We start from the raw sequence: 17,475 nt of genomic DNA on the forward strand, positions 1-17,475 counted from the left end.
ATTAGTCTTGTATATTCAATTGATTGGCATTCTCTTCAGGAATGCTGACCTGTAGCTGGACTAAGCGACGGCGGTCTGCGGTGCGAATTTTGAAATGGTAACCTTCTACGGTAATACTTTCACCTCGTCCAGGAAGATGGCCGAAGGCATGGGTCACCAAGCCGCCGATAGTATCTACTTCGTCATCACTAAAATTAGATTTAAAATAATGATTAAAATCTTCGATGTCGGTCAAGGCATTCACTGAGTAGGTTTTGTCATTAATTCGGCGAATGTCATCTTGCAGACTTTCTTCGTTGGCGAATTCATCTTCAATATCGCCTACGATGATTTCTAAAATGTCCTCGATGGTTACAAGGCCAGAGACGCCGCCAAACTCATCCACCACAATGGCCATATGGTAGCGTTTGCTACGGAATTCTTTTAATAACTTATCGATGCGTTTACTTTCTGGTACCACCACCGCGGGGCGAATCACTTGGCTCAGTGGTGTGCTGGCTGCATCTTGACTGAACGCATAGCCGAGTAGGTCTTTGGCGAGCAAAATACCTTCGATATGGTCCTTGTCTTCATTTATCACCGGAAATCGCGAGTGTCGCGCTTCGGTAAGTGTTGGTAAAATTTCAGCGATGGTTTGGCTGATGTCTAACGTGACCATCTGGGAGCGAGGGATCATAATGTCTCTCACTCGTTGACTCGATACATCGAGCACCCCTTCGATCATCTCGCGGGTATTTTGGTCGATCAGCTCGCGTTGATTGGCGTCTTGAATTACTTCTACCAAGTCCTCTTTACTCTTCGGCTCGCCTTGCATGAGTTGAACTATTTTGTCTAGCCAACCTTTTTTAGCTGAGCCGTTGCTCGAGTGAGGGTTGTCGTCGCTCATATACTTGTTTTTACCTAGTTGTTTAATAGGGGTCGCTAATACCCAGTTTGGTGAGCACGGCAACTTCTAAAGCTTCCATTTCTATTGCGTCTTGCTCATCAATATGATCATAACCTAGCAGATGAAGGCAACCATGTACAACCATGTGTGCCCAATGGTCGAAAACAGCTTTACCCTGCTGTTGGGCTTCGTATTCAACCACTTGTCGACATATTACTAAATCACCCAATAAAGGCAATTGTATTCCGGGAGGAGCCTGAAAGGGGAAGGATAATACGTTGGTGGGTTTATCCTTATTTCGGTATTGGTGATTGAGCGCCTGACTTTCTGCTTCATCGACGATGCGAATGGTTAATTCGATATCTTGCGCTTGTTCAACTAGGGTCGCATTTAGCCAAGCTTCAAAAGCGCTTACGGTAGGCAAGTTTTGTTTATCACCTGTGGCGATCTGTAAATCAACCATCGCCATTTTATTGCTCACTCGTTTGATTGAGCTGCTGAGTGGCACGGCGTTGCTGTTGTTTTTCAGTTGCAATACGGTCTCGTTCATCTTGTTGCTCGTAGGCTTCGACGATCGCGGCGACAATTGGATGGCGCACCACATCTGCGGCTTGGAAGAAGTTAAAACTTAAAGCTTCCACTTCGCTCAGTACTTCGATGGCATGCCGCAAGCCAGATTTTTGATGGCGAGGTAAGTCGACTTGAGTAATATCTCCGGTGATCACCGCGCGCGAGTTAAAGCCAATTCGAGTCAAAAACATTTTCATCTGCTCTACAGTTGTATTTTGACTTTCGTCTAAAATAACGTAGGCATCATTCAGGGTTCGGCCACGCATGTAAGCTAGTGGTGCGACTTCAATCACATTGCGCTCGATGAGTCGTTCAACCTTTTCAAAACCAAGCATTTCAAATAGTGCGTCATAAAGTGGACGTAAATATGGGTCAACCTTTTGGCTTAAATCGCCGGGTAAGAAACCCAATTTTTCACCTGCCTCAACGGCTGGGCGGGTGAGCAAAATTCGTCTCACTTCCTGACGTTCTAAGGCATCCACCGCACATGCTACCGCGAGGTAAGTTTTACCCGTACCAGCAGGGCCAATACCAAAAGTGACATCGTGACCAAGCATGTTGCTAATATAAGTGGCTTGATTTGGGGTGCGTGGTTTGATGACGCCCCGTTTGGTCTTAATGTTTAACTGCTTGCCGTAGTGAGGGCTCCCTTCTTCGTCTTGCTCCAGGGCTTGGCTCTCTTGAATAGCGAGGTGCACTTTTTCGGGACTTAACTCCGGTATATCTCCACCTTTAAGAGGTGCCGTCTCTACGTAAAGAGTGCGCAAAATACTCGCCGTAATTAGACAGATGCCATGACGACCGGTAATTTGAAATTGATTATTCCGATAGCTGATTTCAACCCCTAAGCGTTTTTCTAACTGTTTGAGGTTGTCATCGAGAGGGCCACATAATTGAGCGAGACGAGGGCTGGAAGCGGGCTCCAGATAAATTTCAATGGAATTGATTTTATTACTCAAATTGTTTTATGGGCAGGTTTTAAGAAACCTGCCGCTACTCCTTAAGGGGTTAGCATAGACTGCAACTAAGGGGTAAAGCTTGCCACGCCTAGGTGGTTTGCTTGCCCATCGGTTTTGTCGATAATAGTGGCAGGAGCGACGTCATTTCGCAACTGCATTTGTTGCTCAGTTCGGAGTAATTCACCACGTAAAGAATGAGCAAATACGTCGACGATCTTCACATCAACAAATTGACCAACCAGTTGGTGACCGCCTTCGAAGTTGACCACCCGGTTGTTTTCGGTACGTCCACGTAATTCCATTGGGTTTTTCTTCGAGGGACCTTCTACTAAAATCCGCTGTTCGCTATCCAGCATTCGACGACTCACCTGCATGGCTTGCTGGTTGATCCGTTCTTGCAAGATATACAGACGTTGTTTCTTCTCGGCTTCGCTCACATCGTCTGGTAGATCTGCCGCTGGTGTTCCTGGACGGGCGCTGTAGACAAAGCTATAGCTCATGTCGAAGTTAACCTGCTCGATTAGTTTCATGGTATTGGCAAAGTCTTCGGTAGATTCACCTGGGTAGCCAACAATGAAGTCGGAGCTGATTTCGATATCAGGGCGAGCCTTACGTAGTTTGCGAATAATCGATTTATATTCGATTGCAGTATGGCCACGCTTCATCAAGTTGAGGATCCGATCGGCGCCGCTTTGTACCGGTAAGTGTAAGAAGCTGACTAATTCAGGCGTATCAGCATACACTTCGATAATATCGTCAGTAAACTCAATTGGATGACTGGTGGTAAAACGAATACGGTCAATGCCATTAATGCTGGCGACGTAACGTAGCAATTCGGCGAAACTACAGATACTGCCGTCGTGCTGGAGACCACGGAAAGCATTTACATTTTGTCCCAGCAAGTTGACTTCGCGAACGCCCTGTTCTGCCAGTGAGGCGATCTCATAGAGTACATCATCTAAGGGGCGGCTGACTTCTTCGCCACGGGTATAAGGTACTACACAGAAGGTACAATACTTACTACAGCCTTCCATAATGGATACAAAGGCAGTAGCGCCTTCGGCACGAGGTTCAGGCAACCGATCAAATTTTTCAATTTCAGGGAAGCTTACGTCTACTACCGATTTCTCGCCACCTTTCACTTGTTTGATCATTTCAGGCAAGCGATGTAGGGTTTGCGGGCCAAATACAATGTCTACGTAAGGTGCGCGTTCGCGGATAGCTTTGCCTTCTTGTGAGGCCACACAACCACCTACGCCAATCACCAAATTAGGATTTTTTTGTTTCAGGGTTTTCCAACGGCCAAGCTGGTGGAATACTTTCTCTTGAGCTTTCTCTCGAATAGAACAAGTATTCAATAGCAGTACATCGGCTTCATTGGCTTCTTCAGTTAGCTGAAAACCATGGGTAGCATCTAGTAGGTCGGCCATTTTAGAGGAGTCATACTCGTTCATTTGGCAGCCCCAAGTTTTGATATGCAGCTTATTTCCCATCGTTTTACTCATTATTACATCGTTGAAAAAGGACGCATATTTTACTGGTTTATATTGGTTCTGACCAGCGTCAATTGTATGCTTTCGTGGCCGGAGAGGTAAAAAACGTCTAGCAGTGCTGAGTATTGATATCGAATTGAATTATTGTCGGCAAGATTAGCTTCAACTCTAGGCTTCGGGTTAAACTTGCTGCAAACGATTTGGCTAATGTGGTTCGAGTGGAAAAATTTGATGTAGTGGTTGTGGGTGGCGGCATGATCGGTGCTGCCAGTGCTCAAGGTTTTGCCTTGCAAGGTTTGCGCGTATTAATGATTGAGTCTTATGTACCGGAGGCTTACCAACCCAGTCAAGCACTCGATTTGCGGGTGAGTGCGATTAGTCACGCCAGTGTACAATTGTTAAAGAAATTACAAGCTTGGTCTGCCATTTGCGCGATGCGTGTATGTCCCTATCAGCAGCTACAAGTCTGGGAAGATCCTCTGGATAAATTAATTTTTGATTCTGCCCAGCTTAATTTGTCTGAGTTAGGTTTTATGGTTGAAAATCGAATTATTCAATTGGGACTTTGGCAGGCGAATCAACTCTCCGGTGTGGTTTGTCGAATAGCCAAGCAAAGCCGATTAGTGAGTAATACTAGTGAAGGTGTAGTGCTGTCGGTTGATGATTCTGAGATCACCGCCAAACTGATGGTGGTGGCTGATGGTGCAAACTCCAGTATGCGTCAACAATTGGGCTTAGGCATCACTGCTTGGGACTATCGCCACGACTGTTTTGCGATTAACGTTAAACTTGATGCACCGCAGCAAACGGCTACTTGGCAACAATTTTTCCCTAGCGGTCCTCGAGCTTTTCTACCACTAGCCAATCAGCACGCTGCACTCATTTGGTATGATGCCAAAGATACTGTGCGTGGATTAAAGCAACTCAACAAATTACAGCTTAAAAAACGCATTGAAGCAGAATTCCCGAGACTTCCAGGAGCGATTGAGATCTTAGATAGTGGCTGTTTTGCATTGACTCGCCGGCATGTGAATCGTTATCTGAAACAGAGTGCGGTGGTGATTGGTGATGCTGCACACACCATTAACCCCTTGGCTGGGCAGGGCGTGAATCTTGGCTACCGTGATGTGAAGTGCTTGCTTGCACAAATTGAGCATTATGGTTTAGCTAATAAAGGCAAGGCCTTGCGCAGCTTCAATGTGCGGCGTCGTCCTGATAACTTGATGATGCAAACGGGGATGGATTTATTTTATTTGCTGTTTTCGAATTCCCTAACACCCGTTCAGCGGTTACGCCAACTGGCGATCAAAGGTGCGCAGGGGAGTGGTCCCATCAAAGATTGGGCCTTGAAGTATGCACTGGGTGATATATAACCAGACAATAGAAATGTTAAACAAGTGAAAGCCTGCTCGATGCAGGTTTTTTTATTCGCTGTGAATTGACCAAAGAAAAAGGCCTGCTAAAAAGCAGGCCTTTTAAGGTGGCAGGGATAGCTGGATTTGAACCAACGAATGGCGGCATCAAAAGCCGCTGCCTTACCGCTTGGCGATATCCCTACAAAACTCTTTAAATTGTCTTCTTCACTAAAGAAGAATGGTGCGGAAGGAGAGACTTGAACTCTCACACCTTGCGATACTAGAACCTAAATCTAGCGCGTCTACCAATTCCGCCACTTCCGCAAATTGTTTTACATCAGACTCTTGATAGTGAGAATGATGGTGGCTATGGCGGGACTTGAACCTGCGACCCCAGCATTATGAGTGCTGTGCTCTAACCAGCTGAGCTACATAGCCATCTATAATGTTGCTAAGCAACACTACAAATTTATCGGCAGGGAAAGCAAACGCTAGTCTACGACATAGTACTTACTGCCTTACCTGGGTAAATTACCCTAATCAGTTACTGCATTCTCAAGTGATAAACTTGAGGACAATAAAAGTGGCAGGGATAGCTGGATTTGAACCAACGAATGGCGGCATCAAAAGCCGCTGCCTTACCGCTTGGCGATATCCCTGCAGAAACTTACACTCGAAACAATGTTTCGATAATCTTCACCCTAAAGTGTAGACCAACAACCAAGAATCTTAGTTCTTGTTGTTTAACTCAAGTATAAATACTCAAGCTTTAAAAGGTGGCAGGGATAGCTGGATTTGAACCAACGAATGGCGGCATCAAAAGCCGCTGCCTTACCGCTTGGCGATATCCCTACAAATTGTATCTTTCTCAAGAAAGATGGTGCGGAAGGAGAGACTTGAACTCTCACACCTTGCGATACTAGAACCTAAATCTAGCGCGTCTACCAATTCCGCCACTCCCGCAAATTGTTTTACATCAGACTCTTGGTAGTGAGAACGATGGTGGCTATGGCGGGACTTGAACCTGCGACCCCAGCATTATGAGTGCTGTGCTCTAACCAGCTGAGCTACATAGCCTTGTGAACGACGCTTTGCGTTGTTAACGGCGCGTATTATGCGTATCTGTCCTAGGAGCGTCAACCGTTTTTTTTCCAAAAAACTGCAAAAAAGTCTGTTTGAACAGTTTGTGTACGCGATGAGGCTTGTTTGTACAACTTGACTGTTTGCTTTGTGGCCAATTAGTCCTTTTAGCCTGTATGTGCGCTAATTTTGAACACGGTATTATTTCAAATTTTTATGACTTGTGATGGTGTCTTGGCATGAATGCGAAGTGCATGTTTGAACTCATCAATGGTCTCTGCGTTCTGAATGGGGTGATTGGTTTAAGCGTGCGCAATGAGTGTAAATAGCTTACGGCTTAATACTAATCTGATTCATTATATAAGCAACTTATTGCGCTGCATAAATCTGTCGATAACGAGGTATAAAGTGCCGTAACTCGTGGCTCTAATTACAAGATACATCAATCAGTTAGCGCGGATTTAGGCCAGCAACAATCAACCAATAATGAGTGAGGTTGGTATAAGGCATCGAAGGCTTGTCTATGGAGCTAAATAATAACCTTAGGTCGCTAAGCCTAGAAAATATCATTGATTGAGGTAAAAAGTAGGTGCTATGTCCATGGGTAAGTAAGGTGAATGAGTACATTAAACAATAAAAAAGCCAACCTAAGGTTGGCTTTTTGTGAAGTTCTAAGGTTTAAACGTTAAATAAGAAGTGAATCACATCACCATCTTTAACCACGTAAGTTTTCCCTTCTTGACGCCATTTACCAGCTACCTTTGCGCCAGATTCACCCTTGTATTCGATGTAGTCGTCATAACCAACCACTTCCGCGCGAATATAACCTTTTTCAAAGTCGGTATGAATCTTACCTGCTGCCTGGGGCCCTGTAGCGCCAACAGGCACGGTCCAAGCTCGCACTTCTTTCACGCCTGCGGTGAAATAGGTCTGCAAGTCGAGCAACTCGTAACCTGCTCTAATCACTCGGTTGAGTCCGGGCTCTTCCAAGCCCATTTCGTCCATAAACTCGGCTTTTTCTTCTGCGTCTAGTTCGGCGATTTCGCTTTCTATTTCCGCACAAACAGCCACTACGGCAGCATTTTCGTTCGCGGCGATCTCTTTTACTTTATCTAAGTAAGGATTATTCTCGAAACCATCATCGTTCACGTTGGCAATGTACATGGTTGGTTTCGCGGTTAAGAAGTTCATGTAAGCGATGGCTGCTTTTTCTTCTTTGCTTAAGTCTAAGCTACGTAGCATTAAGTCAGCTTCGAGGTGGGCTTGTACTTTTACCAATACCTCTAACTCAAATTTGGCCTCTTTGTCGCCACCTTTGGCTTTTTTAGCAACCCGGATTTGAGCTTTTTCACAGGTATCTAAATCAGACAAGGCTAGCTCGGTGTTAATTGTGTCGATGTCTTCTGCGGGGTCAACTTTACCTGACACGTGCACGATGTTGTCATTTTCAAAGCAACGAACCACATGTCCAATGGCATCCGTTTCACGGATGTTTGCTAAAAATTTGTTACCTAAACCTTCTCCCTTAGATGCACCCGCAACCAAACCTGCAATGTCTACAAATTCCATGGTGGTGGGTAATATGCGTTGTGGGTTTACAATTTCAGCCAATGCATTTAGGCGCTCGTCAGGTACCGGCACTACGCCGGTATTTGGCTCAATAGTACAAAATGGAAAATTTGCAGCTTCAATGCCGGCTTGAGTCAAAGCGTTAAAAAGGGTTGATTTACCCACATTTGGTAAACCAACGATGCCACATTTAAATCCCATAATATTACCTATTGTCTAGGGGCTTAGCCCGCTTTGTAACTATGTAATCGATTCATTGCTTTGCTTAAACCATCTTTAAGCAAAATATCGGTACTGCGCACCGCTTCATCAATTGCATCATCAATCTGTTGTTGGTCGCTTTTAGGAGCTTTTCCTAAAACGTAGCCTGAAACGCGGTCTTTATGACCCGGGTGTCCAATTCCTATCCGTAAACGATAAAAATCCTTGTTATTGCCAAATTTACTGATGATATCGCGCAGACCGTTATGTCCGCCATGTCCGCCACCTTTTTTAAAGCGAGCGACACCAGGGGGTAAATCAAGCTCATCGTGAGCAACCATGATTTGCTCAAGCTCGATACGATAAAATTTAGCTAAGGATGCAACGGCTTTACCGCTGAGATTCATAAACGTTGTGGGGATCAATAAACGGAGTTCTTGGTCTGCCAACTGAATACGGCCGGTCAATCCGAAGTGTTTACTGTCTGGTTTTAATTGGATGTGATGATTGTTGGCTAGTTGAGAGACTAACCATGCACCAGCGTTATGGCGGGTCGCGGCATATTCGGGGCCTGGATTACCCAGGCCCACGAGTAAACGAATTTCGTTTATCACTATTCTTCAGTAGCTGCTTCTTCAGAATCAGCAGCGTCTTCAGAGATACCTTTAGGCATTGTGATAGAAACTACTGCTTGGTCGTGGTTTTCACCTTTACCAAGAACAACAGAAACGACGCCTTCCGGAAGAGCGATTTCTGAAACATGAATAGAAGCGCCTAACTCTAGGTTCGCGATGTCTACTTCAATGTATTCAGGTAGATCTTTAGCCAAACAGCTTACTTCGATCTCAGTTGATAGGTGGTGTACTTTACCGCCATTTTTCACTGCTTCTGCTGAATCTTCGTTTAAGAAGTGCAGTGGTACTGATTTAGTAATGGTGTGGCTATTATCAACACGTTGGAAGTCGATGTGTTGAATACGTGGTTTGTAAGCATGACGCTGCATGTCTTTTACTAGCACATCTACGGCAGTGCCAGCAACGTTTACAGTAATGATGCTTGAGTAAAAAGCTTCCGCTTCTTGAGCTTTCATTACGTGGCGCTGCTCAAGCGTAATTGAAACAGGCTCTTGGCCTGCACCGTATACGATAGCTGGAACTTTATCTGCGTGACGTAGGCGGCGGCTCGCACCTTTCCCCAAGTCAGTACGCAGTTCAGCGTCAAGTTTGATATTAGACATTGTGTTTCTCCAAATAAATAAATGAGGCTAAGGTTTCGCGACCAAACCCTAACCAGTACCTCATTGAATGAGTGAACGAATGCATAATACGTCATTACTTCAATTCAAAAGGCGCAGCATTCTACCATTGAGCTTTTTGAAAGCCAATAAAAAAGCACGGTAAATCTGTTACAGTATCCATTGAATTAAGTTTGTGAGTCTGCTCTAGGCGGCGTAAGGCGTTCAAAACACCTAATTTTTAAACTAAGTTTGTGAGAGTGTTGAAGAACATCCAAAGTTCTAAAAACTAGTATTTAATTAAAGTTGTGACTGATAAGCTCAAAATGACGCTTGTACACTTGATTAGTTCTACGCCTTAGGTCTCAAAGTGATATTCAGCTAATACGTATTTGTACAAAACGAGTTTGGCTGCTTGTATGAAATCTGTCCTTCTGCTTTTTAGTATCCCAAAAGGCAGAATAGCATTACTTTTCAGTGGTGCTATCAATGAAAGCTTTAGGACAACGTTCATGGCATACTCAAAAATCAATTGCGATAACTTGCACGCCAATGCAGATAAAGTGTATGCGGTAACCTTTTAGTTAATCTTTTCCATTACAAAGTTAGTTAACAACTGTCCATTAATGTCTACTTTCTGTTTTTTTACGACACAGAAGCCAAAGTGTTCATAAAATGGTCGGGCTGTTTTACTCACCTGTGAGTAGTAACGCTTTATACCTTCCGAGCGCCCTTTAGCAAATAAGCGCTCCATTAATAATCTACCCACGCCGATACCTTGATATTCGGCATGACAGAAAAAATGATCAATATATCCATCCTGTTGCAAGTCTGCGAAACCGACTATTTTCCCATTTAGTTCTGCGACAAAAGGATTCATATCATCCACTCGCTTTTGCCAAACAATCATGTCTAAGTTATCAGGAGCCCAGGCAGTTACCTGTTCTAGAGAATAATCATTGATGTTTATATTTCGGATCGTGTGATACTTCAGTTTCCACGTTTCTGATGCATCTGTTTTTTGGTAATTTCTTATAATAATCATAGTTTTTTTACGGTTCCTTAATTTTCAGAACGTTATTTTACTAACGATTTATCACCATGAATAGCCACATAGTGTTGTGCTTTGGGATGAATATGCGAAATCAAAAAACTCATTGTAGTGGTACGGTTAATTTGGCCACCTAGTTAGAGGTGACACTATGAAAATGAGAGAGAGAGAAAACAAGACACCCAAACTAAAAGCAAAAAGTGTCAAAGAAGACACCCACCCCAACTAAGAACGAGAAAACAAGACACCCAAACTAACGAAACGTTTATTATGGTCTAAACTGTCAATAGTGATTTATTTGGGGGAGTTAACATTATGCCTCGGTCAAGACGCTCGCAAGTGAGCTTATCGGATACACCCTACTATCATTGTGTTTCGCGTTGTGTTCGACGGGCGTTTCTGTGTGGCGAAGACCAACAAACCGGTAAAAGCTATGAGCACCGCCGCCAGTGGGTCGAGGATTATCTGCTCAAATTAGCGTCGGTGTTCGCCATTGATGTTTGTGCTTATGCTGTCATGAGTAATCATACCCACCTCGTGCTACATGTTAATCAGCCGCAAGCAGAAGCTTGGTCAATGGATGAAGCCTTAGAACGTTGGCATAGCTTGCATCAGGGCACCTTACTGACTCAGATGTATCTTAATCTTGAGCTACGTCCGCAGTTAAGTGAGGTGCAACTGCAGGCCATTCGCGCCACCGCCGAAGTCTATCGGGCTCGACTCTTCGATTTAAGCTGGTTTATGCGCCATTTAAACGAACACATTGCGCGAGCCGCCAATCAAGAAGACCAATGTACCGGTCGATTTTGGGAAGGACGCTTTAAATCCCAAGCGCTTTTGGATGAAGCCGCACTCATGGCGTGTATGGCTTACGTAGACCTAAACCCCATCAGAGCCAAGATGGCAAGTACACCAGAGGACTCGGCCCATACCAGCGTACAGCGACGAGCAAAAGCCGCTCAGCTAAAACAAGCCCAGGCAACAAACCTGTTTCCCTTTGTGGGTAACCCAAGAGAGCCGATGCCCCAAGGCTTACCCTTTGAGCTGAAAGACTATCTTGAGTTGGTTGATATGACTGGACGCATGGTAAGAGAGGATAAACGGGGTGACATCGACAGTGGTGAAAGTTCCATCATCCAACGCTTAGGGATAAATGAAGCGCAGTGGCTGACTTTAAGCGGAGAGTTTGAACGGCACTTTTCTGGCGCAGTCGGTAAAGAGCGCTTGCTCAGGCAATATCATCAGCATATGGGGCACAAACGAACGGCCGGTTTAAGTTGCTGCAGACGTTTGCTAAATCGCACTTAAGTGCGAGCTTACTTTCGAACCATTCATTCTCCATCAGCTTTGCTGAGGCGTGTATTTCCTCAGAAATCATCAAGATGAGTGATTAATGATGAATTCAGCCACCAATCAGCATGATTAACGCCAGAGGACTAAATAATTGCAGTGGAATTACTTTCACAAACGGTGTTGCTGTCTCCATGGTTCTTATCATGGATGTCTATGCTCTTTTTAAACGCCTTATATGGTGAGTTAGTATGATGCACCATCGATCTTGCGAACTAGAATATTTGAAAGTACTTTATTTTCAGCCATTCTCATATTGACCGCCAAGATATTTTCGGAGCATTTCTGCGTTGTTACGTAATGCGTCAGGCAGCCACATGAGTTGCAACGATGAAACTCTACTTCTTTGTCTCCCCAACAATAAAAAGCAGTTTTCTCATTCATATTGATTTGAATTTGCTCTGGAGAAAAGTACGCCCAAGCCGCAGCATAACGACGACAAATAGAACAGTTACACTCGCCAACTTCTTTAGGGAGCGAACTTAATGTTAAACTAACATTTCCACAGTGACACTTTAATTCCATTCGATAATTCTCTGTATTCACCTAACACCGCAATCTAGATAATCCCTTGGAAATTCATATAAGTAGACGCGCCCCCCGTTGTTTAAGCTAATTGATTTCGCCAAAAACCTTTTCTATCAAATCCTGCGCGGAGGCTTTCAGGATGTGCGAAATTGAAATTCTACACTAAATGCTTATTGGGCTGCGCCCTTATATTCACAAAAAACACCTTAACTCTCTGATGGTTGCCCCTACATCACTCTTGGATTGCGACAAATTGTCTCTCATTGAACTCGGGCGCAATAGCACAAACCGAACCTAAACACAGCATTAAATGCATGGACCGCTTGCTCGGTAATCACCCTCTAAATCGTGAATGTTTAGCCATATACCAATGGCATGCTCGGCAGATTTGCGGGGCTAATCTCATGCCTGTGGTGCTAGTAGGTTGGACTGATGTGCGTGAGCAATGACGCGTGATGACCTTACGTGCATCTATCTAATAAAAGGCCGCTCCATTACTTTGTATGAACGCACCTTCGAGTTCAACGATTACAATGCACCATGTAATCATCATCAGTTCCTATCTGAGCTAGCCAGTGTGTACACCGTTGATAGTGACGGATCGGGATACCGTAATACTTGGTTTAGGGAGGTGGCCTCTTATGGGTGGTATTGGTTGGGTAAGTTGCGGGGAGAAGTTTGTTATCAGCTCAGTGAACAATGGGAACTCACTAAAACGGTAAATTTAGCCGTTAATCGGCATGACAATAAATAATAGCAGTGGAATTACTTTAACAATTGGTGTTGCTGTCTCCATGTTTCTTATCATGGATGTCCATAGTCTTTCATAGTCTTGCTTTAACAATTGGTGTTGTTGTCTCCATGTTTTTTATCATGGATGTCCATAGTCTTGTTTTTTGCGTATTGACACTGCCTCTGGCTACCCCAAGCACTTCCGCTATCTGTGTGCGGTTGTAGCCACGCTTAAAGTGGTAGATAGCCATTAAGCGAATTTTTAATCTAGGATCTGAGGTTTTTTTTAAGAGTCGTTTCAGTTCATTATGTGTATGTATGCGGATAAGTACTTGAATGAGCGATAAACTATTAGATCAGATATTTAGCGCAATCGGTATAACAAGTCTCTGTCCCAAAGCGATATAGACAAACCTCGTAAATAAAAAAAGCGAACCATGCGGTTCGCTTTTTACGCGTTGCTGCCATTAAGTCACAAACTTAATGGCCCCAACGACAAGTAGCATATTTTAATATGCTTGTTGTCAGAACATTGCAGAAATTGATTCTTCATTGCTGACGCGTCGAATCGCTTCTGCGAGCATTGGCGCTAAAGATAATTGACGTACTTTTTCCAAATTACGCATTTCATCTGTTAATGGGATAGAGTCAGTAATAATGACTTCATCGAGTGCAGAATCGGTAATGTTTTTCGCGGCATTACCCGAGAATACTGGGTGAGTCGCATAGGCAAATACCCGCTTAGCACCTTTGGCTTTGAGTGCTGCAGCTGCTTGGCAAAGCGTACCGCCAGTATCGATCATATCATCAACCATGATGCAATCACGGCCATCGACATCACCAATAATGTTCATGACTTGAGCAACATTTGCACGCGGACGACGTTTGTCGATGATTGCTAAATCACTGTCATTAAGCATTTTCGCGACGGCGCGGGCGCGGACGACGCCACCGATATCGGGTGATACCACAACCGGTGACTCGAGGTTTCTATCTAACATGTCTTGCAATAGCACTGGGCTACCAAAGGCATTGTCGACAGGTACGTCGAAGAAGCCTTGAATTTGTTCTGCGTGAAGATCAACGGTTAGAACTCGGTCAACGCCGACACTTGATAGAAAATCAGCCACAACTTTGGCTGTAATTGGCACCCGTGCGCTGCGTGGGCGACGGTCTTGACGAGCGTAACCAAAGTAGGGGATTACCGCAGTAATACGACCCGCAGAGGCGCGACGTAGAGCGTCAACCATCACGATCAGCTCCATTACGTTGTCGTTGGTTGGAGCACAAGTGGATTGGATAACAAAGATGTCTCCACCACGAACATTTTCATTGATTTGTACACTAATCTCGCCATCACTGAATCGACCTACTGATATATCACCAAGAGTGGTATATAGGCGATCAGCAATACGTTGGGCAAGTTCGGGCGTGGCGTTACCGGCGAAGAGTTTCATGTCTGGCACGATGGAAACCTCAGATTTATCGGGTCAAAAGAGCGTTACGTTGTTTAATACCTAAGAAGACGGTTCCTTAAGTATCTACTGTGTTGTTGAGTGTTGTTTTGTGATTCAATTGCTGATGAAGCGGCGATTGATTACAGGCCTTACACACAAAGCCGGAAATATTCTTAGGACATTTCGCCAAAACTGACAAGGCTTCATGTTCCGTGTCGAAGGCGGCAAAAACGCAACTACCCGTTCCGGTCATCTTCGACGGCGCGTATTCTACCAACCAGCGAAGAGCTTGTGCAACCTCCGGATAAACTTTAGCCACAATTTCTTGGCAATCATTTTGCCAATCTGCGTTGGATAATTGTTGCCAACTTCTTTTGGGCGTATCTCTGGGTAAGTCTGGATGGCCAAATACACTTTCTGTCGCCACATGCACCTGAGGGTGCAGCACTAGATACCAAGGCTCTGAAATTTCGACGTTTTGCAGTTTTTCGCCAACCCCTTCTGCAAAGGCACTATGCCCATGAATAAAAATAGGCACATCGGCGCCCAGTTGCAAACCGAGTTGAGCTAAGTCTTCAATAGCAAGTTGACACCCCCACAGTTCATTTAATACCAATAGTGTGGTCGCAGCATTGGAGGAACCACCGCCAATGCCACCGCCCATCGGTAAATGCTTGTCTAAAGTGATGTCGACCCCTTGGGTGATCTGACAATGTTGCTGAAGTAGCCGGGCTGCTTTGACGACGAGATTGTCATCGGCAGGGAAGTCTAGTTTGCTGGTTAGTGAGATGCTGCCGTGTGGATTCGCAACAAAATACAGTTGGTCGCAATAGTCAATGAATTGAAACAGGGTTTGAAGTTCATGGTAACCGTTAGGAAGACGCCCATTTACATATAAAAATAAATTGAGTTTAGCGGGAGAGAGCCATGGGCCGCTGTTTATTTGTTTAGTCATGTATTTGCCATTGATGAATATTGAGTTTCAATAGAGTGCTTTTTGAGCGAATTTCCAGTTGGCGCGGTAAAGCAAGCTGTCCGTACTGAGCATAATTGAGGTAATTCACCTGCCAGTTATCGGCTGTCGTGAACGCGGCTAAACGATGCTGCGGATTTAATTGATAATCATTTTGAGTCGGGATCCCGAGTAACCAATTCGGTAATTGGGCGATGGGGACTTGCCAACCGGTTAGCTGCATGATTAGTTGTTGCGCATTGTCACCGAAATACTCTTGGTTTTTGGTTTTTACCCACACCTTGTGTGGCTGATAATGTAACTCGATGGCTTGGGTTCCCAAAGGGCCATTGAGTTTGAGAATGCTTTGCTCGCCATCCTGTTGCCAAGACAAATTTGCTGCTTGGCGCGAAGTTTCGCCAATAAAGGCGATCTTGCCACTGAGCTGCCAAGCTGTAAGTTGCTGGAGTTGGCTGAGATGTTGGTCCCACTCACTATTTTTAGTTGTAATTGGGGGCTGGATGGTACAGGCGCTGAGTGACACCGCGAGTACGATAAATAAGGCAAATTGGCGCACAATAGCTCCGGTCTTTTTTTGCAGTATAAAAGTTTGCATAGGTGACTGTAAATTACCTAAAAGCAAAGATGTGTTGTAAAAGCTCGATAAAAATAGTCTAACTGGCGGCGCTTTGCGATGGAGTTTCTTTTATTTAGCCCCTTATTCCCGTACAATTTCTCTTTTTACCCATAGGATACGGCGCAACAAAGCCCCACAGCGATGACCTTGTTAGTCTTAGGAATCAATCATAAATCTGCTCCCATTGGTTTGCGTGAACTTGTCGCGTTTAGCCCAGAGCAAGTCAACCAAGCCTTGAGTAAAGCAGTTGCAGAGCTTGGTGTTGAAATGGTGATCGTATCAACCTGCAATCGTACTGAACTCTATTGTCATTTAGGAGAAGTTGATAGTACCGATGTCATTAATTGGTTAATTTCTTATAAACAGTTGCCCGAACAAGAAATTATCTCTTGCTTCTATCAGCACCAGCATCAGCAGGCAGTCGCTCATTTAATGCGAGTTGCCAGTGGTTTAGATTCGCTGATTTTAGGTGAACCGCAAATTCTTGGGCAAATTAAACAAGCCTACAATGAATCACGTGAAGCCGGTGCCGTCGGCAGTGTATTAGAGCGCTGCTTTCAGCGTGCATTTTCGGTGGCGAAAGAGGTTAGAACCAATACCGATATTGGCGTGAACGCAGTCTCGGTGGCCTTTGCTGCAGTCAGTTTAGCCAAGCAAATCTTTGATGATTTAAGTGAATCTAAAGTGTTGTTGGTTGGTGCGGGCGAAACCATCGAACTGGTGGCAAAGCACTTGGTGGATAAAGGGGTGACGCATTTGATGGTGGCAAACCGAACGGTGTCACGCGCTAAATTGTTAGCTGAGCGATTTTCAGCCGATGCGATAACCTTAAATGACATCCCTTTGCACTTGGCTGACTTTGACATTGTGATTAGTTCTACAGCGAGTCCTTTACCGATTATTGGTAAAGGCATGGTGGAGAGTGCTTTGAAGAAACGTCGTTATCAACCGATGTTTTTAGTCGATATTGCGATCCCGCGAGATATTGAAGAGCAAGTTGGTGAGTTACGCGATGCCTATTTGTATAGTGTTGATGATTTGGAAGGCATCGTTGAGCAGAATATGGCATCACGCGCTCAGGCAGCAGAACAGGCTGAATTTATTGTTGAGACTCATAGCGAAACATTTATGGGCTGGTTACGGTCATTGGAATCGGTAACCACCATTCGTGATTATCGAAGTCATAGTGAGCGGGTCCGCGACGCCGCGGTAGAAAAAGCACTGGAGTCTTTAGCCAATGGCAAAGATCCAGCAATAGTGATCCGTGAAACAGCTTTCCAATTAACTAACAAGCTTATTCACGCCCCAACAGAGGCGATTAATAAGGCGGGACGTGATGGCCGCTTTGATGAATTGGCTGTGATACGAGAGGCCGTAGGCCTAACTAAATAACCTGATTATTGTCGATGCTTCGTTGCTAA

Annotated in this window: 16 protein-coding genes, 7 tRNA genes and 1 pseudogene; 4 read left to right on the plus strand and 20 right to left on the minus strand. The window is 44.7% G+C overall.

What is annotated here, in order from left to right; translation table 11 throughout:
• Window position 1 precedes the first annotated feature (1 nt).
• The 4 genes from corC to miaB form a co-directional block, all read right to left on the minus strand.
• Window positions 2–886 (minus strand): CNNM family magnesium/cobalt transport protein CorC, encoded by an 885-nt coding sequence (corC, locus tag ACRRS0_RS08100; RefSeq protein ID WP_432453706.1) that lies wholly within the window; start codon window positions 884–886, stop codon window positions 2–4.
• Window positions 887–908: 22 nt separating this feature from the next.
• A complete protein-coding gene (gene ybeY, locus ACRRS0_RS08105) occupies window positions 909–1,355 on the minus strand; it encodes an rRNA maturation RNase YbeY (protein WP_432453705.1) in 447 nt (148 codons plus the stop codon).
• Between the two features lies 1 nt (window position 1,356).
• Window positions 1,357–2,415: a PhoH family protein gene (locus tag ACRRS0_RS08110; protein ID WP_432453704.1), complete on the minus strand. Its 1,059-nt coding sequence runs from the start codon at window positions 2,413–2,415 to the stop codon at window positions 1,357–1,359.
• 65 nt (window positions 2,416–2,480) lie between these two features.
• A complete protein-coding gene (miaB, locus tag ACRRS0_RS08115; RefSeq protein WP_432456192.1) occupies window positions 2,481–3,908 on the minus strand; it encodes a tRNA (N6-isopentenyl adenosine(37)-C2)-methylthiotransferase MiaB in 1,428 nt (475 codons plus the stop codon).
• A 218-nt stretch (window positions 3,909–4,126) separates the two neighbouring features.
• On the opposite strand from miaB, the gene ACRRS0_RS08120 reads away from it, so the two are divergent.
• The gene (locus ACRRS0_RS08120; RefSeq protein ID WP_432453703.1) at window positions 4,127–5,281 is read left to right on the plus strand and encodes an FAD-dependent monooxygenase; all 1,155 of its coding nucleotides are present in this window, start codon (window positions 4,127–4,129) and stop codon (window positions 5,279–5,281) included.
• Window positions 5,282–5,389: 108 nt separating this feature from the next.
• Here the strand turns inward: ACRRS0_RS08120 and ACRRS0_RS08125 are convergent.
• From ACRRS0_RS08125 to ACRRS0_RS08175, 11 genes are all read right to left on the minus strand, one after another.
• Window positions 5,390–5,464, minus strand: a tRNA-Gln gene (locus ACRRS0_RS08125).
• 38 nt (window positions 5,465–5,502) lie between these two features.
• Window positions 5,503–5,587 (minus strand) — tRNA-Leu (locus ACRRS0_RS08130).
• Between the two features lie 37 nt (window positions 5,588–5,624).
• Window positions 5,625–5,701, minus strand: a tRNA-Met gene (locus ACRRS0_RS08135).
• A 146-nt stretch (window positions 5,702–5,847) separates the two neighbouring features.
• Window positions 5,848–5,922 (minus strand) — tRNA-Gln (locus ACRRS0_RS08140).
• Between the two features lie 118 nt (window positions 5,923–6,040).
• Window positions 6,041–6,115 (minus strand) — tRNA-Gln (locus ACRRS0_RS08145).
• Window positions 6,116–6,141: 26 nt separating this feature from the next.
• Window positions 6,142–6,226: transfer RNA gene (locus ACRRS0_RS08150), tRNA-Leu, on the minus strand.
• Window positions 6,227–6,263: 37 nt separating this feature from the next.
• A tRNA-Met gene (locus ACRRS0_RS08155) sits at window positions 6,264–6,340 on the minus strand.
• 681 nt (window positions 6,341–7,021) lie between these two features.
• A complete protein-coding gene (gene ychF / locus ACRRS0_RS08160; protein WP_432453702.1) occupies window positions 7,022–8,113 on the minus strand; it encodes a redox-regulated ATPase YchF in 1,092 nt (363 codons plus the stop codon).
• Window positions 8,114–8,136: 23 nt separating this feature from the next.
• A complete protein-coding gene (gene pth, locus ACRRS0_RS08165) occupies window positions 8,137–8,727 on the minus strand; it encodes an aminoacyl-tRNA hydrolase (protein ID WP_432453701.1) in 591 nt (196 codons plus the stop codon).
• Window positions 8,727–9,350, minus strand: a complete 624-nt coding sequence (locus ACRRS0_RS08170; protein WP_432453700.1) for a 50S ribosomal protein L25/general stress protein Ctc — start codon at window positions 9,348–9,350, stop codon at window positions 8,727–8,729. Before ACRRS0_RS08170 ends, pth begins: the two co-directional genes overlap by 1 nt.
• 577 nt (window positions 9,351–9,927) lie before the next feature.
• The gene (locus tag ACRRS0_RS08175) at window positions 9,928–10,392 is read right to left on the minus strand and encodes a GNAT family N-acetyltransferase (RefSeq protein WP_432453699.1); all 465 of its coding nucleotides are present in this window, start codon (window positions 10,390–10,392) and stop codon (window positions 9,928–9,930) included.
• A gap of 321 nt (window positions 10,393–10,713) precedes the next feature.
• On the opposite strand from ACRRS0_RS08175, the gene ACRRS0_RS08180 reads away from it, so the two are divergent.
• Window positions 10,714–11,706 (plus strand): transposase, encoded by a 993-nt coding sequence (locus ACRRS0_RS08180; RefSeq protein ID WP_432453698.1) that lies wholly within the window; start codon window positions 10,714–10,716, stop codon window positions 11,704–11,706.
• 228 nt (window positions 11,707–11,934) lie between these two features.
• On the opposite strand, the gene ACRRS0_RS08185 is transcribed toward ACRRS0_RS08180, so the two are convergent.
• Entirely contained in the window at window positions 11,935–12,273 is a 339-nt protein-coding gene (locus tag ACRRS0_RS08185) for a GFA family protein (protein WP_432453697.1), read from the minus strand.
• A gap of 169 nt (window positions 12,274–12,442) precedes the next feature.
• On the opposite strand from ACRRS0_RS08185, the pseudogene ACRRS0_RS08190 reads away from it, so the two are divergent.
• Window positions 12,443–12,997 (plus strand): annotated as a pseudogene (locus ACRRS0_RS08190) (IS4 family transposase); the annotation flags it as partial.
• 103 nt (window positions 12,998–13,100) lie between these two features.
• Here the strand turns inward: ACRRS0_RS08190 and ACRRS0_RS08195 are convergent.
• From ACRRS0_RS08195 to lolB, 4 genes are all read right to left on the minus strand, one after another.
• Window positions 13,101–13,259, minus strand: a complete 159-nt coding sequence (locus tag ACRRS0_RS08195; RefSeq protein ID WP_432453696.1) for a hypothetical protein — start codon at window positions 13,257–13,259, stop codon at window positions 13,101–13,103.
• A gap of 273 nt (window positions 13,260–13,532) precedes the next feature.
• Window positions 13,533–14,474, minus strand: a complete 942-nt coding sequence (locus tag ACRRS0_RS08200) for a ribose-phosphate pyrophosphokinase (protein ID WP_432453695.1) — start codon at window positions 14,472–14,474, stop codon at window positions 13,533–13,535.
• Between the two features lie 67 nt (window positions 14,475–14,541).
• Window positions 14,542–15,420 carry a 4-(cytidine 5'-diphospho)-2-C-methyl-D-erythritol kinase gene (ispE, locus tag ACRRS0_RS08205; RefSeq protein WP_432453694.1) on the minus strand — a complete coding sequence of 293 codons (879 nt, stop codon included), beginning with the start codon at window positions 15,418–15,420 and terminating at the stop codon, window positions 14,542–14,544.
• Window positions 15,413–16,033 carry a lipoprotein insertase outer membrane protein LolB gene (lolB, locus tag ACRRS0_RS08210; RefSeq protein ID WP_432453693.1) on the minus strand — a complete coding sequence of 207 codons (621 nt, stop codon included), beginning with the start codon at window positions 16,031–16,033 and terminating at the stop codon, window positions 15,413–15,415. Before lolB ends, ispE begins: the two co-directional genes overlap by 8 nt.
• A 162-nt stretch (window positions 16,034–16,195) precedes the next feature.
• Between lolB and hemA the strand changes: the two genes are divergently transcribed.
• Window positions 16,196–17,446, plus strand: coding sequence for a glutamyl-tRNA reductase (gene hemA / locus ACRRS0_RS08215; protein ID WP_432453692.1), 1,251 nt, complete (start codon window positions 16,196–16,198; stop codon window positions 17,444–17,446).
• Window positions 17,447–17,475 lie beyond the last annotated feature (29 nt).

This window comes from Agarivorans sp. QJM3NY_29, assembly GCF_050870835.2.
In the GTDB taxonomy this organism is placed as follows: domain Bacteria; phylum Pseudomonadota; class Gammaproteobacteria; order Enterobacterales; family Celerinatantimonadaceae; genus Agarivorans.

Coding starts and splice junctions, on each gene's coding strand:
- corC (WP_432453706.1), bottom strand. CDS start 886: ATGAGCGACGACAACCCTCACTCGAGCAACGGCTCAGCTAAAAAAGGT.
- ybeY (WP_432453705.1), bottom strand. CDS start 1,355: ATGGCGATGGTTGATTTACAGATCGCCACAGGTGATAAACAAAACTTG.
- miaB (WP_432456192.1), bottom strand. CDS start 3,908: ATGGGAAATAAGCTGCATATCAAAACTTGGGGCTGCCAAATGAACGAG.
- ychF (WP_432453702.1), bottom strand. CDS start 8,113: ATGGGATTTAAATGTGGCATCGTTGGTTTACCAAATGTGGGTAAATCA.
- ACRRS0_RS08170 (WP_432453700.1), bottom strand. CDS start 9,350: ATGTCTAATATCAAACTTGACGCTGAACTGCGTACTGACTTGGGGAAA.
- ACRRS0_RS08175 (WP_432453699.1), bottom strand. CDS start 10,392: ATGATTATTATAAGAAATTACCAAAAAACAGATGCATCAGAAACGTGG.
- ACRRS0_RS08180 (WP_432453698.1), top strand. CDS start 10,714: ATGCCTCGGTCAAGACGCTCGCAAGTGAGCTTATCGGATACACCCTAC.
- ACRRS0_RS08185 (WP_432453697.1), bottom strand. CDS start 12,273: ATGGAATTAAAGTGTCACTGTGGAAATGTTAGTTTAACATTAAGTTCG.
- ACRRS0_RS08195 (WP_432453696.1), bottom strand. CDS start 13,259: ATGGCTATCTACCACTTTAAGCGTGGCTACAACCGCACACAGATAGCG.
- ispE (WP_432453694.1), bottom strand. CDS start 15,420: ATGACTAAACAAATAAACAGCGGCCCATGGCTCTCTCCCGCTAAACTC.
- lolB (WP_432453693.1), bottom strand. CDS start 16,033: ATGCAAACTTTTATACTGCAAAAAAAGACCGGAGCTATTGTGCGCCAA.
- hemA (WP_432453692.1), top strand. CDS start 16,196: ATGACCTTGTTAGTCTTAGGAATCAATCATAAATCTGCTCCCATTGGT.